The following is a 12,680-nucleotide window of genomic DNA, read 5'->3' as shown; positions in this document are numbered from 1 at the left end:
CCGCAGCAACGGATATGTACCCGAGATCAACCCCGACTCAACACCACCCCCTCCCGAGCCTTGCGCCTGTTCTTGATCCCATAACAAACCCACATAAACACCACCCAAACCGGAATCGCATACACCGACACCTGAATCCCCGGAATCAGCAGCATCACCCCAAGAATAAACACCACAAACGCCAGGCAAACATAATTCCCATACGGATACCAAAGCGCCTTGAACAACGGCACCTGCCCCGTCCGATCCATATGCTGCCTAAACTTGAAATGCGAAAAACTGATCATCGCCCAGTTGATCACCAGGGTCGCCACCACCAGCGACATCAACAACTCCAGCGCATGCTGCGGAATCAGGTAGTTCATCAACACCGCCACCAGCGTAATCGCCGCCGACGCCAGGATCGACCGCACCGGCACCCCACGCTTGTCGATCTTCGCCAATGCGCGAGGCGCGTCACCCTGCTCGGCCATCCCCAACAGCATCCGGCTATTGCAGTAAGTGCCGCTGTTGTAGACCGACAACGCCGCCGTCAGCACCACAAAGTTGAGAATATGCGCCGCAGTATTGCTGCCCAACATCGAAAACACCTGCACAAACGGACTGCCGCTATAGGCGTCCCCGGAGGCATTCAGGGTCTCCAGCAAGCTGTCCCAAGGCGTCAACGACAACAGCACCACCAACGCGCCGATGTAGAAAATCAGGATCCGGTAGATCACCTGGTTGATCGCCTTCGGAATCACCGTGCGTGGCTTGTCCGCCTCAGCCGCAGTAAACCCGAGCATCTCCAGGCCGCCAAACGAGAACATGATGATCGCCATGGCCATCACCAAACCACCCACGCCATGGGGAAAGAACCCGCCGTGCTCCCACAGGTTGGTCACCGAGGCTTGTGGCCCGCCGGTGCCACTCACCAACAGGTAACTGCCCAGGGCGATCATGCCGACAATGGCGACCACCTTGATGATCGCAAACCAGAACTCGGCCTCGCCGAAGACTTTGACGTTGGAAAGATTGATCACATTGATCAACACAAAAAACGCCGCCGCCGACACCCAGGTCGGGATCTCGGGCCACCAGTAGTGCACATACTTGCCAACTGCCGTCAGCTCCGACATGCCCACCAGGATGTACAAAATCCAGCAGTTCCAGCCCGACAGGAAGCCGGCGAAACCGCCCCAATACTTGTGGGCAAAGTGGCTGAAGGAACCGGCCACCGGCTCTTCGACGATCATCTCGCCCAGCTGGCGCATGATCATGAAGGCGATAAAGCCGCAGATGGCATACCCGAGGATCATCGACGGCCCGGCGGATTTCAGCACGCCGGCCGACCCCAGGAACAACCCGGTGCCAATCGCGCCACCGAGGGCGATCAGTTGGATATGGCGATTTTTCAGGCCGCGCTTCAGTTCGCCTGAATGCGAGTTGGCTTCACTCATGGAAAGGGTCTCACGCAAGGTTGAGGGTGCTCATGGAGGGGTGCTGCTTTGGTAACGGGCTACAGCAGCGCCGATCAAACCCCGGTCCAGCGTTTTTTCTTACGGTCATACGTCACCTGTTGTTTTTATCTGTGACGAAATCGAACCCGACGGGCTTGTGGCCAGGCGGAATGAACAAGGCGGATAGCCCTGAGAGAGTGGGATCACAGTAAAACGCGGCGCATTGTACACCGCCAAACCTGTCTGGGCTGACAGGATGCGGTGCGGCAGATAGGAGGGACATTAGGAAAATTCTTTCAGATAACGAGAAGTTGACGAAAGGACGATTTCTACAAAACGATGCAACCAACTCTCTGTTTCATCGACATAAACCAAATCGCCATCAAAACGGAATAAAAAATCCAAATGGAACCGTGTCAATAAAAATTTTGCAATCCCAAACACTCTCTTCTAGGTTCATCCACTTGCCCAGCGCAGCAAGCTGGCAAGCTCGTTCTCAAACAACGTCATCTAGGAGATTCACCATGCAAGCACTGGAAAATGACCTGGAAACCGAACTGCAACTCGACGATTGGTTTGAAGCGCCGACCCATGAGGCCGCCGTTGAAATGATGCAAGCCGATGCCGTCGTGCCGTTCGGCACCGCGATGTGGCCTTTCTAATCTGATCAGGCACCCCGGCAGGTGCGGGACGCCGCACCTGCCACTGCTCCTACCGAAGGCTTTGAAGGAAGGACGTCATGGACAAGGCCCGCGCCGTCGAACATTTTCTCTACTACCTCGCCCATCACCCGGCCCTCGCCGGCCTGCACCGCCCCACCATTTTGCTCGGCCATACCGAGCGCTACGACGCCATTGCCCAGTCGATCATCCAGGGCAGCGCTGCCCGCTTCGACTTCCAGGTACAGCGCCTGGACCAGGCCCCCAGCGAAACGCTGGCCAAGGCCATCGAAGGCTGCGACCTGTACATGTTCCTCTACGATTCCTCGACCCTGCCCAACCCACGCGCCGAAGGCCCGGACTTTATCCGTGCGCTGCAAGGCGTGATGGCCGAGCACTGGAAAAAATCCCTGCTGCTCAAGGACTACGGCGACTATTTCTACGACACCTTCAGCGTCGCCCCACAGCGAATTGCCGACCTCAACGCCACGTTGATCCGGCGCATGTCCCAGGCCAGCGTGCTGAGCTTCACCGACCAGCATGGCTCGCGCCTTGAAGCGCCCATGAGCAGCATCAAGAAGTGGACCAATATCAACGGCATCGGCAACCACGACCTGGCACCCGGCGAGATCGCCACCCACAGCGAGGCCATCAACGGCCAGGTGCGGTTCGTCGGCACCTTCCTCAGCACCATTCCCTTTGCGCGCAAATACGGCGTACTGCAATCACCGCTGGAACTGTGGATCGAGAACTCGACCATCTGCACCGTGGCCAGCGAAGTGCCGGGGCTGGCGGATGACTTCAACAAATACCTGAATGCCAACCCGTCCAATCGCCGGGTGGAAGAACTGGGCATTGGCACCAATGAAGGCGTGAAGGATTTGTATGCGCGCAACGCCGGCTTTGAAGAGCGTCATTGCGGGCTGCACCTGGGATTGGGTGGCGGGCAGAAAGGCAGCCACCACCTGGACCTGATCTTCGCCAGCGGCGTGTTGGCCCTCGACGATAAACCCGTGTTCGATGGGGCTTTCATGTTCTGACACGCCCGCCAAAACAATGGAGATCAACTGTGGGAGCGGGCTTGCTCGCGAATGCGGTGGGTCAGTCACTGGATGTATCAACTGATACACCGCATTCGCGAGCAAGCCCGCTCCCACAATGGACCTGCTTTGCTCATAGAGCAGGTTCCAAATCCAGGCCAAAAAAAACGCCAACCCGAGGGTTGGCGTTTTTATGCAGCGCTTAACGAATCACTGCGGCTTCTTGCGACCAAAACCTGGACGCTGGCCGGAACCGGCCGGTGCACCACGACGCTTGCCCGATGGCGCGTCATCGACCAGCTTCAGGCCCGGGCGCTTTTTCGGCGATGGCTTGGCTGGACGTTTGGTGCTGGCGCTGTCGTCGGCACGGCCCGCAGCCGGAGCACCACGACCAGACTCGCCACGGTTACCGCGACCGCCGGCAGGTGCATCACCACGACCGGCTGGACGCGGTGCGCGCGGCGCACGTTCGCCATCCTGACGGGGCGGTGCCGAAGGACGACGCTCGCCTTCGATGTGCGGCTCGCGGGAGATGCGGCCGCCCGTGGCCGGTGCATCCAGCGCAGGGCGCAGGGTGCGGGCAACACGGTCGGTACGCGCCACCGGACGCGACGATTTACGCTGCATACGCTCAAGCTTGTCTTTGCTCTTGGCGTTCATCTGCGGCATGGCCACCGGCGTCAGGCCGACTTCGGCACTGAGGATGTCGACTTCGTACTGGCTCATTTCGCGCCAGCGGCCCATCGGCAGGTCGGAGTTGAGGAACACCGGGCCGAAACGCACGCGCTTCAGGCGGCTGACCACCAGGCCCTGGGATTCCCACAGGCGACGTACTTCACGGTTACGGCCTTCCATCACCACGCAGTGGTACCAATGGTTGAAGCCTTCGCCGCCCGGCGCCTGCTTGATGTCGGTGAACCTGGCCGGGCCGTCTTCCAGCACGACGCCGGCTTTCAAGCGCTCGATCATTTCGTCATCGACTTCACCACGCACACGTACCGCGTATTCACGGTCCATCTCGTAGGAAGGGTGCATCAGGCGGTTGGCCAGCTCACCGTCGGTGGTGAACATCAGCAAGCCGGTGGTGTTGATGTCGAGACGACCGATGTTGATCCAGCGGCCTTCTTTGGGGCGCGGCATCTTGTCGAATACGGTTGGACGGCCTTCCGGGTCGTCACGGGTGCAGATTTCGCCATCAGGCTTGTTGTACATGATGACGCGGCGCACCGATTCGGCGGCCTCTTCACGCTTGATGACCTTGCCATCAATGGTGATGGCATCGTGCAGGTCGACGCGCTGGCCAAGGGTGGCTTCAACGCCGTTGACCTTGATGCGCTTCTGGGTGATCCAGGCTTCTACGTCGCGGCGCGAGCCTACGCCGATACGGGCGAGGACTTTCTGCAGTTTTTCGCCTGCGGGGCCGATTTCCTGGGTGTCGTTCTGGTCTTGGTCACTCATCTTAAGCACCTCCCGGTGTGTCGATTCAGGCTTGGCCTGAAGATAGTAAAAGCTGGGCTTTTGGCGAACGCATCGCCAAAGGGTCGCGAATCATACGCTCATGGCGCGCGTTGCGCATCAGAGACTAGTCGATAAGTGCGGGCTCATTTGCCTTTCCGCCGACCGGTGGCACCCAGCGCCAGCAGGCGCAGCTCGGCTTCGGCGAGTACCGTGCGCTTGTCGACCTTGTCGAGTTTCTTCCAGGCACGGATCTCGCGCTTGCTGCGCCCGCAGCCCACGCAGATGTCATCGGTGAATTTGCAGACGCTGATGCAGGGGTCTTTGGTGGAGCTCATTTGAGTTCTCCTTGCTGGCGACAATCCAAATGTGGGAGCGGGCTTGCTCGCGAATGCAGTGTGTCAGTCGCCGGATGCTTGGCTGACCCACCGCATTCGCGAGCAAGCCCGCTCCCACATTTTGTTCTGCGTCAGTCTTCGAATTGGCGGCGCTCGTTTTCGATGGCTTCGGCCAGGGCGCGGGCTTCGTCTTCTTCGTCGCTCAGCGGCGGTTGTTCGAGCGCTGCGACGGCGGCCAGCAGTTTGGCACGCGCTTCGGCGACGCCGAGGATGTCCTCCTCGGGTTCAGGCTCGGGCTCATCTTCAACTTCGACTGGCAGCTCAACCTCAACGTTCAGTTGCAGCGCAGGCTCCTGCTCACCGTCACTGGCCGCACCATCACGCAGCAAGTCATCGAAGTCAGTCTTGATGCCCTGCTCCATGTCATCCAGTTCCAGCAACAATGTGTGGAAACTGGTTTCGTCCTTCGGCTCTTCCGGCTCGGCGCTGGCGTCGGCCAGCTCCTGCAACCCGGCGGGCACCGGTGCGTCGTCGAAATCCAGGACCGGGTCCGGCTCCATCTCCCGCAGCTCGGCCAGCGGCGGCAAGTCGTCGAGGTTTTTCAGGTTGAAGTGGTCGAGGAACACCTTGGTAGTGGCAAACATCGCCGGCTTGCCGGGCACGTCGCGGTAGCCAACGATCCTGATCCACTCCCGCTCCAGCAACGTCTTGACGATATGGCTGTTGACCGCGACGCCGCGCACGTCTTCGATCTCGCCCCGGGTGATCGGCTGGCGATAGGCGATCAGCGCCATGGTTTCCAGCATCGCGCGGGAATAGCGCTGCGGGCGTTCTTCCCACAGGCGGCCGACCCACGGCGAAAACTTCTCGCGAATTTGCAGGCGATACCCGGAAGCCACTTCCCGCAGCTCGAAGGCACGGCCGTCGCAGGACTTGCGCAGAATCTCCAGGGCCTTCTTGAACACCGGCGGCTCAGGGCGCTCGGCTTCTTCAAACAGTTCGAACAGGCGCTCCAGGGATTGCGGCTTGCCCGAGGCCAGGAGAAAGGCTTCCAGCAGCGGGGCCAGTTCGCGGGGTTCAGTCAGATTCATCGATTCAGCTCTTTATTCGGCTCGCGCCCGCACGTGGATAGCCGCAAAAGGCTCATTCTGGACCAGCTCGACCAAGGATTCCTTGACCAGCTCAAGGATCGCCATAAAGGTCACGACTACCCCCAGGCGCCCTTCTTCCTTGGTAAACAGCTCGACAAACGGCACAAACCCGCCGCCCTTGAGGCGATCCAGCACATCACTCATGCGCTCGCGGGTGGACAGTGCCTCGCGGCTGACCTGATGGCTTTCAAACATATCGCCACGGCGCAGTACTTCGGCCATGGACATCAGCAACTCTTCCAGGCTCACGTCCGGCAGCAGCTTGCGCGCCCGGGCTTCCGGGGCGTCGAGCTTGGGCACCACCACATCGCGGCCGACCCGGCTCAAACCGTCGATGCCTTCGGCCGCGGCCTTGAAGCGCTCGTACTCCTGCAGGCGGCGGATCAGTTCGGCGCGGGGGTCATCCTCTTCCGCCTCGATGCTCTCCGAACGCGGCAGCAGCATGCGTGACTTGATTTCCGCGAGCATCGCGGCCATCACCAGGTATTCGGCGGCCAGTTCCAGGCGCACGGTCTGCATCAGTTCGACGTAGCCCATGTACTGGCGGGTGATTTCCGCCACCGGGATGTCGAGGATATTGATGTTCTGCTTGCGGATCAGGTACAGCAGCAAGTCCAGCGGACCTTCGAAGGCTTCGAGGAAGACTTCCAGCGCATCCGGCGGGATGTACAGGTCCAGCGGCATTTCCATCACGGCCTGGCCGTAGACCATGGCAAATGGCAGTTCTTGCTGGGCGCCCGCCTGGCTGTCGACGGCTTCCACGGCCGACATTCAGGCCTCGACCATGAACGGTGCCGGGTCGCCACACCCTACGCGCACCACTTCCGGCTCGCCGTCGGCCAGGTTGATCACGGTAGAGGCCTTGTTGCCGCCGTAGCCGCCGTCGATGATCAGGTCGACGTGTTTTTCCAGCAGCCGGCGCATTTCATAAGGGTCGTACAACGGCTCTTCTTCCCCCGGCAGGATCAGCGACACACTCATCAGCGGCTCACCGAGTTCGGCCAGCAGCGCCAGGGCGATCGGGTGTTCCGGCACCCGCAGGCCGATGGTGCGCTTCTTCGGGTGCAGCAGCAGGCGCGGCACTTCGCGGGTGGCGTTGAGGATGAAGGTGTAGGGCCCCGGCGTGTGCGCCTTGAGCAGGCGGAAGGTGCCGGTGTCGACCTTGGCGAACAGCCCCAGCTGGGACAGGTCGCTGCAAATCAGTGCGAAGTTGTGGTTCTTGTCCAGGTCACGCAGGCGTCTTACGCGCTCGACCGCATTCTTGTCGCCGATCTGGCAACCGATGGCGTAGGACGAATCCGTGGGGTAGATCACCACGCCACCGGCACGGATGATCTCCACGGCCTGTTTGATCAGGCGCGCCTGCGGGTTTTCCGGATGAATCTGGAAGAATTGACTCACGTGTTCTACCTGTTCAGACGGTGGCAATAATGGGGTCATGTTTGAAGCGACACCAAAGGGGCGGCAAATCTTCCGGAACGGCGCGGTACTCGCCAATCTCGGACCAGCCGCCGGGGCCATGAAAATCACTGCCGGCGCTGACCAGCAGACCAAATTCACGGGCAAGAATCGCCAGGCTGCCTACCTGCTCGGCGGGTTGATGCCCGTTGACCACTTCGATTGCGTGGCCGCCCGCTCCAATATAGTCGCCAATCAGCTTGCGACGCTTGCTGCGGGTGAAATCGTAATGCCACGGATGCGCCAGGCTGACCCAGGCACCTGCTGCCCGCAGTGTGCCAACGGTGTCTTCCAGGGTTGGCCAGTGTTGCTTGACGTCCCCCAGCTTGCCGGCACCCAGCCATTTGCGGAACGCTTCGGCGCGATCCTTTACAAAACCTTCACGCACCATCCAGTCGGCAAAGTGCGGGCGGGCCGGGGCGTTGCCGCTGTCACCCAGTTCCTGCTGGATGGCGCGGGCGCCTTCCAGGCCGTTGGGCATGCCCTTGAGGGCCAGCTTGCGGCTTATTTCTTCGGACCGCAGCCAGCGGCCATCGTGCAATTTGGCGATGGCCTCCACCAGCGGCGGCGCGTTGACGTCGAAACCGTAGCCCAATACGTGGATGGTTGCGCCGCCCCAAGTGCAGGACAATTCAACTCCGTTGACCAGTTGCATGCCCAACGCATGCGCCGCCTCGCGGGCCTCTGCCAGGCCTTCGAGGGTGTCGTGGTCGGTCAACGACAGGACTCGCACGCCTTTTTCAAACGCACGCGCAACCAGGACCGCGGGCGCCAGGGCGCCGTCGGAGGCTGTGCTATGGCAGTGCAAATCAACATTCACGGGAGTGTGTAACCTCAAGTCAGCTGGCGCTTTCGCTACCAAGGATGTTTGTTATTATGCCGCCACATCCAGCTTCTGGCTCTTACTGTGAAACAATTCATCGACTTCATCCCGCTGTTGCTGTTTTTCATCGTTTACAAAACCGACCCTCGCGTTATCGATCTTGCCGGCCACGAACTGACCCTCGGCGGCATCTACAGCGCCACGGCGGTGCTGATCATCAGCTCCGTGGTGGTCTACGGCGCGCTCTTCATCTCCCAGCGCAAGCTGGAAAAAAGCCAGTGGCTGACCCTGGTCGCCTGCCTTGTGTTCGGCAGCCTGACACTGGCCTTCCACAGCGAAACCTTCCTTAAATGGAAAGCCCCGGTGGTCAACTGGCTGTTCGCCCTGGCCTTTATCGGCAGCCACTTCATCGGTGATCGCCTGCTGATCAAGCGGATCATGGGCCACGCGCTGACCTTGCCAGACCCGGTGTGGACCCGCCTGAACATCGCCTGGATCGTGTTTTTCCTGTTCTGCGGCGCCGCCAACCTGTTCGTCGCCTTTACCTTCCAGAGCTACTGGGTGGACTTTAAGGTGTTCGGCAGCCTGGGCATGACCGTGCTGTTCCTGGTCGGCCAGGGTATCTACCTGTCGCGCCACCTGCATGACACCGACCCTACCACGCCGAAAACCGAGGACTGACATGCTCTACGCCATCATTTCCACCGACGTCGCCAACTCCCTGGAAAAACGCCTGTCCGTACGCCCGGCCCACGTCGAGCGCCTGAAACAGCTGCAAGCCGAAGGCCGCCTGGTACTGGCCGGCCCACATCCTGCGGTAGACAGCAACGACCCGGGAGACGCCGGTTTCATCGGTAGCCTGATCGTCGCCGAGTTCGCCTCCCTGGCGGCGGCACAAGCCTGGGCCGATGCTGATCCGTATGTAGCGGCCGGCGTGTACGCCCAGGTGCTGGTCAAACCGTTCAAGCAAGTCCTGCCTTGATTCGTTGCGCGCTGAACCAAATGGCTTCAGCGCACTCCTAAACGCTCATTATTCCCGGTAACCTGCCGACAACGTTCTGAATATTCGTGTGGAATCAGGAGTTCCGATGCGCTTACGTCAGTTGTGTCTGTTGGCAGTGTTAATGATCGGGGCTACGGCCCACGCTGAAGAAACCTCGAACACCGGCAGTTCCACGCCCCTGTCCTTGAGTGCCGGCAGCCAGATCACCGATTTGCAGCAACGTTTGAAAGAAAGCGAACGCCAGCGCGATGAGCTGAGCAAGCAATTGCAAAGTGCTGACGCCACGCGGGAAAGTACCCAACTGAGTAAACTGCGCCAGGAGAACCAACGCCTGGTCCAGCAACTCAAAGAAGCACAGGGCAGTGCCTTGCCACGCTGGCTTACCGAGCAACAACAATGGTTCGTGACCGGCGGGGCAGTCGCGCTGATCGCCCTGTTATGCGGGATCTTCGCCAGTGGCGGGCACCGGCGCCGTCGACAATGGCTAAATTGAGTGAGTCATGAGCGAGCTGTTACTGATAGATGATGACCAGGAGCTCTGTGAGCTGCTGACCAGTTGGTTGAGCCAGGAAGGTTTCCAGGTGCGCGCCTGCCATGACGGCTTGAGCGCCCGCAAGGCATTGGCTGAAGCCGCCCCGGCGGCCGTGGTGCTCGACGTGATGCTGCCCGACGGCAGCGGCCTGGAGCTGCTCAAGCAATTGCGCAGCGACCACCCGGAACTGCCGGTGCTGATGCTCTCGGCCAGGGGCGAACCCCTGGACCGGATCCTCGGCCTGGAACTGGGCGCCGACGACTACCTGGCCAAACCCTGCGATCCTCGTGAACTGACCGCGCGCCTGCGCGCCGTGCTGCGCCGCAGCCACCCGGCCGCCGTGTCCACTCAGCTGGAGCTGGGCGACCTGTGTTTCAGCCCGGTGCGTGGCGTGGTCACTATCGATGAACAGGAATTTGCCCTGACCGTGTCCGAAAGCCGCCTGCTGGAAGCCTTGCTGCGCCAGCCCGGCGAGCCGCTGGACAAGCAGGAACTGGCGCAAATCGCCCTGGGCCGCAAGCTGACCCTGTATGACCGCAGCCTGGACATGCACGTCAGCAACCTGCGCAAGAAAATCGGCCCGCACCCGGATGGCCGGCCACGGATCGTGGCGCTGCGTAGCCGCGGCTATTACTACAGCCTCTAGCCCGCGTAGCAGCTGTCGAGCCTCGGCGAGGCTGCGACAGCATCGCCTCGGTACATGTGTCAGACCGCAGCGCCTGCCTCGCAGCCTCGCCAAGGCTCGACAGCTGCTACGGTCGCCAATAGTTTTGTCAGCCCCGCCCAAAATCCTCTTTACCCAAGCTTTACCGTACCCTGACTGCCGCTGACCTTGATCTCCGTAATCTACTCACATCCGGACTCACCGGAATAGAGACAGGAGAATCACCATGCGCAAGACCCTTATCGCTTTGATGTTCGCTGCTGCCCTGCCAACCGTTGCCATGGCCGCTGCGCCAGAAGGCCCAGGCCCGATGGGCGGTCCTGAAGGCCACATGATGGGTGGCCCAGGTCACGGCGGTGAACACGGCATGCGGGGCAAAGGTGGCCCTTTCAGCCAGCTGGACCTGAGCCCTGAACAGCGCCAGCAGATCGGCAAGTTGATGGGCCAGCAATGGCACGCTCGCAAAGAGTTGGTGCGCAAGTACCTGGACAAACTGCCAGCCGCTGATCAGAAAGCCATGAAAGACGAAATGGCGGCCGCCAAGCAGAAAACCCAGACCGACATCCGTGGCGTGTTGAAACCCGATCAACAGAAGAAATTCGACGAGATCGTGAAGAAACAAGCCGAGCGCCGCGCCGAGTGGAAGGAATTCCAGGCCTGGAAAGCCCAGCAGCCGCAAAAAGCGCAATAATGATCTAGCTTCACTCCCAGCCCAGTGGCCACCGCCGCTGGGCTTTTCCTGTTTGAGGATTTCTTGTGCGTTCATTGTTCTGGCGCGTCCTTGCCAGCTTCTGGCTGGCCATCGCCCTGGTTGCCGGGTTGTCGATCCTGCTTGGGCATATGCTCAACCAGGACGCCTGGATTCTCAGCCGCCACCCCGGGCTCAATAACCTCGCGCAGGAATGGACGCAGCTTTACGAGGCCCAGGGCGAAGACGCCGCCCAGGAGCTGCTGCAGCAGCGCAAGCGTCAGTACCACATTGACGTGCAAGTGCTTAACGAAAGCGGCGAGCCTGTGGTGCGCGGCACCTTCCCGCGCCGCGCCGCCGCCCTCGAAGCCCGGCAAAACGACAGCCAGGACCGCCACCTGCCCTGGCGCCGGCTGACCGCCGAGTACACCAGCGAAAAAACCGGCGACACCTACCTGCTGATCTACCGCATTCCCCACCCGGAACTGGACGCCTGGCACCGCAGCAGCCTGCTCTGGCCGTTGAGTGCCCTGGCGATTGCGCTGGTGGTGCTGACCCTGTTCAGCCTGTTGGTGACGTTGTCCATCACCCGCCCCCTCAGCCGCCTGCGCGGCGCAGTGCACGACCTGGGCCAGACCACCTATCAGCAGAACAGCCTGGCGCGGCTGGCCAACCGTCGCGATGAATTCGGCGTACTGGCCACCGACTTCAACCGCATGGGCGCCCGCCTGCAAAGCCTGATCGGCAGCCAGCGCCAGTTGCTGCGGGATGTGTCCCACGAACTGCGCTCGCCCCTGGCCCGCCTGCGGATCGCCCTGGCCCTGGCAGAACGGGCCACCCCCGAAGCGCGGGAAAAACTCTGGCCGCGCCTGACCCGCGAATGCGACCGCCTGGAAGCGCTGATCAGCGAAATCCTGGTACTCGCCCGGGTGGACGCCGATAACGCCAGTGCCGAAGACATCGACCTCAACCCGTTGCTCCGGACCCTGCAAAAAGACGCCTTGCTCGGCGCGCCGGACCAACCCGTGCAGCTGGATGCCGAGGCCGGGCTGCACCTCAAGGGCTGGCCGACCATGATCGAACGCGCGGTGGATAACCTGCTGCGCAACGCCCAACGCTTCAACCCGCCCGGCCAACCGATTGAAATGGAAGCCAGACGCCAGGGCGAACGCATTGTGATCAGTGTGCGCGACCACGGCCCCGGCGTGGATGCCGAACACCTGAGCCAACTCGGCGAGCCGTTTTACCGCGCCCCGGGGCAAACCGCCCAGGGCCATGGCCTGGGCCTGGCCATTGCGCGGCGCGCCGCAGAGCGCCATGGCGGCAGCCTGATCCTGGCCAATCATCAAGGCGGCGGCTTTATCGCCAGCGTGGATCTGCCACTGGAGCCGGGGGTTGTCATTCAACCCTGATGATCTTCTATGATGGTC

At 61.2% G+C, this 12,680-nt stretch carries 15 protein-coding genes; 8 read left to right on the top strand and 7 right to left on the bottom strand.

The window, feature by feature from the left end; all coding sequences use genetic code 11:
- Positions 1 to 26: 26 nt before the first annotated feature.
- Positions 27 to 1,439 carry an amino acid permease gene (locus tag HX873_RS05785; RefSeq protein ID WP_177020974.1) on the bottom strand — a complete coding sequence of 471 codons (1,413 nt, stop codon included), beginning with the start codon at positions 1,437 to 1,439 and terminating at the stop codon, positions 27 to 29.
- Between the two features lie 524 nt (positions 1,440 to 1,963).
- Between HX873_RS05785 and HX873_RS05780 the strand changes: the two genes are divergently transcribed.
- Positions 1,964 to 2,101 carry a hypothetical protein gene (locus HX873_RS05780; RefSeq protein WP_003175756.1) on the top strand — a complete coding sequence of 46 codons (138 nt, stop codon included), beginning with the start codon at positions 1,964 to 1,966 and terminating at the stop codon, positions 2,099 to 2,101.
- A gap of 77 nt (positions 2,102 to 2,178) precedes the next feature.
- Complete coding sequence (locus HX873_RS05775; protein WP_087692659.1) at positions 2,179 to 3,138, top strand: leucyl aminopeptidase; 960 nt, start codon at positions 2,179 to 2,181, stop codon at positions 3,136 to 3,138.
- Positions 3,139 to 3,348: 210 nt separating this feature from the next.
- On the opposite strand, the gene rluB is transcribed toward HX873_RS05775, so the two are convergent.
- The 6 genes from rluB to HX873_RS05745 all read right to left on the bottom strand — a co-directional run bounded on the left by rluB (position 3,349) and on the right by HX873_RS05745 (position 8,360).
- Positions 3,349 to 4,596: a 23S rRNA pseudouridine(2605) synthase RluB gene (rluB, locus tag HX873_RS05770; protein ID WP_003220080.1), complete on the bottom strand. Its 1,248-nt coding sequence runs from the start codon at positions 4,594 to 4,596 to the stop codon at positions 3,349 to 3,351.
- A gap of 143 nt (positions 4,597 to 4,739) precedes the next feature.
- The gene (locus HX873_RS05765) at positions 4,740 to 4,931 is read right to left on the bottom strand and encodes a DUF1289 domain-containing protein (protein WP_008433107.1); all 192 of its coding nucleotides are present in this window, start codon (positions 4,929 to 4,931) and stop codon (positions 4,740 to 4,742) included.
- Positions 4,932 to 5,062: 131 nt separating this feature from the next.
- Entirely contained in the window at positions 5,063 to 6,022 is a 960-nt protein-coding gene (gene scpB, locus HX873_RS05760) for an SMC-Scp complex subunit ScpB (protein ID WP_102369771.1), read from the bottom strand.
- Positions 6,023 to 6,034: 12 nt separating this feature from the next.
- On the bottom strand, positions 6,035 to 6,733 hold the full coding sequence (locus HX873_RS05755) for a ScpA family protein (protein ID WP_172834604.1): 699 nt from the start codon (positions 6,731 to 6,733) through the stop codon (positions 6,035 to 6,037).
- A gap of 120 nt (positions 6,734 to 6,853) precedes the next feature.
- A complete protein-coding gene (locus tag HX873_RS05750; RefSeq protein WP_003220075.1) occupies positions 6,854 to 7,483 on the bottom strand; it encodes an L-threonylcarbamoyladenylate synthase in 630 nt (209 codons plus the stop codon).
- 13 nt (positions 7,484 to 7,496) lie between these two features.
- Positions 7,497 to 8,360, bottom strand: coding sequence for a PHP domain-containing protein (locus HX873_RS05745; protein WP_003220073.1), 864 nt, complete (start codon positions 8,358 to 8,360; stop codon positions 7,497 to 7,499).
- An 87-nt stretch (positions 8,361 to 8,447) separates the two neighbouring features.
- Between HX873_RS05745 and HX873_RS05740 the strand changes: the two genes are divergently transcribed.
- The 6 genes from HX873_RS05740 (at position 8,448) to HX873_RS05715 (ending at position 12,662) form a co-directional block, all read left to right on the top strand.
- On the top strand, positions 8,448 to 9,044 hold the full coding sequence (locus HX873_RS05740) for a septation protein A (protein ID WP_003220071.1): 597 nt from the start codon (positions 8,448 to 8,450) through the stop codon (positions 9,042 to 9,044).
- Between the two features lies 1 nt (position 9,045).
- Positions 9,046 to 9,345: a YciI family protein gene (locus HX873_RS05735; RefSeq protein ID WP_087692655.1), complete on the top strand. Its 300-nt coding sequence runs from the start codon at positions 9,046 to 9,048 to the stop codon at positions 9,343 to 9,345.
- A gap of 106 nt (positions 9,346 to 9,451) precedes the next feature.
- On the top strand, positions 9,452 to 9,859 hold the full coding sequence (locus HX873_RS05730; protein ID WP_003220067.1) for a hypothetical protein: 408 nt from the start codon (positions 9,452 to 9,454) through the stop codon (positions 9,857 to 9,859).
- A 7-nt stretch (positions 9,860 to 9,866) separates the two neighbouring features.
- Positions 9,867 to 10,544 carry a response regulator transcription factor gene (locus HX873_RS05725; RefSeq protein ID WP_003220065.1) on the top strand — a complete coding sequence of 226 codons (678 nt, stop codon included), beginning with the start codon at positions 9,867 to 9,869 and terminating at the stop codon, positions 10,542 to 10,544.
- A 244-nt stretch (positions 10,545 to 10,788) separates the two neighbouring features.
- On the top strand, positions 10,789 to 11,253 hold the full coding sequence (locus HX873_RS05720) for a Spy/CpxP family protein refolding chaperone (RefSeq protein WP_003220064.1): 465 nt from the start codon (positions 10,789 to 10,791) through the stop codon (positions 11,251 to 11,253).
- A gap of 65 nt (positions 11,254 to 11,318) precedes the next feature.
- Positions 11,319 to 12,662 (top strand): cell wall metabolism sensor histidine kinase WalK, encoded by a 1,344-nt coding sequence (locus HX873_RS05715; protein WP_003220063.1) that lies wholly within the window; start codon positions 11,319 to 11,321, stop codon positions 12,660 to 12,662.
- Positions 12,663 to 12,680: the final 18 nt, after the last annotated feature.

The organism is Pseudomonas sp. P7758 (assembly GCF_013386485.1).
Taxonomy (GTDB): Bacteria; Pseudomonadota; Gammaproteobacteria; order Pseudomonadales; family Pseudomonadaceae; genus Aquipseudomonas.
This window is presented reverse-complemented; position numbering and strand designations above follow the sequence as displayed.

Coding starts and splice junctions, on each gene's coding strand:
- HX873_RS05775 (WP_087692659.1), top strand. CDS start 2,179: ATGGACAAGGCCCGCGCCGTCGAACATTTTCTCTACTACCTCGCCCAT.
- HX873_RS05730 (WP_003220067.1), top strand. CDS start 9,452: ATGCGCTTACGTCAGTTGTGTCTGTTGGCAGTGTTAATGATCGGGGCT.
- rluB (WP_003220080.1), bottom strand. CDS start 4,596: ATGAGTGACCAAGACCAGAACGACACCCAGGAAATCGGCCCCGCAGGC.
- HX873_RS05725 (WP_003220065.1), top strand. CDS start 9,867: ATGAGCGAGCTGTTACTGATAGATGATGACCAGGAGCTCTGTGAGCTG.
- HX873_RS05720 (WP_003220064.1), top strand. CDS start 10,789: ATGCGCAAGACCCTTATCGCTTTGATGTTCGCTGCTGCCCTGCCAACC.
- HX873_RS05780 (WP_003175756.1), top strand. CDS start 1,964: ATGCAAGCACTGGAAAATGACCTGGAAACCGAACTGCAACTCGACGAT.
- HX873_RS05785 (WP_177020974.1), bottom strand. CDS start 1,439: ATGAGTGAAGCCAACTCGCATTCAGGCGAACTGAAGCGCGGCCTGAAA.
- scpB (WP_102369771.1), bottom strand. CDS start 6,022: ATGAATCTGACTGAACCCCGCGAACTGGCCCCGCTGCTGGAAGCCTTT.
- HX873_RS05735 (WP_087692655.1), top strand. CDS start 9,046: ATGCTCTACGCCATCATTTCCACCGACGTCGCCAACTCCCTGGAAAAA.
- HX873_RS05765 (WP_008433107.1), bottom strand. CDS start 4,931: ATGAGCTCCACCAAAGACCCCTGCATCAGCGTCTGCAAATTCACCGAT.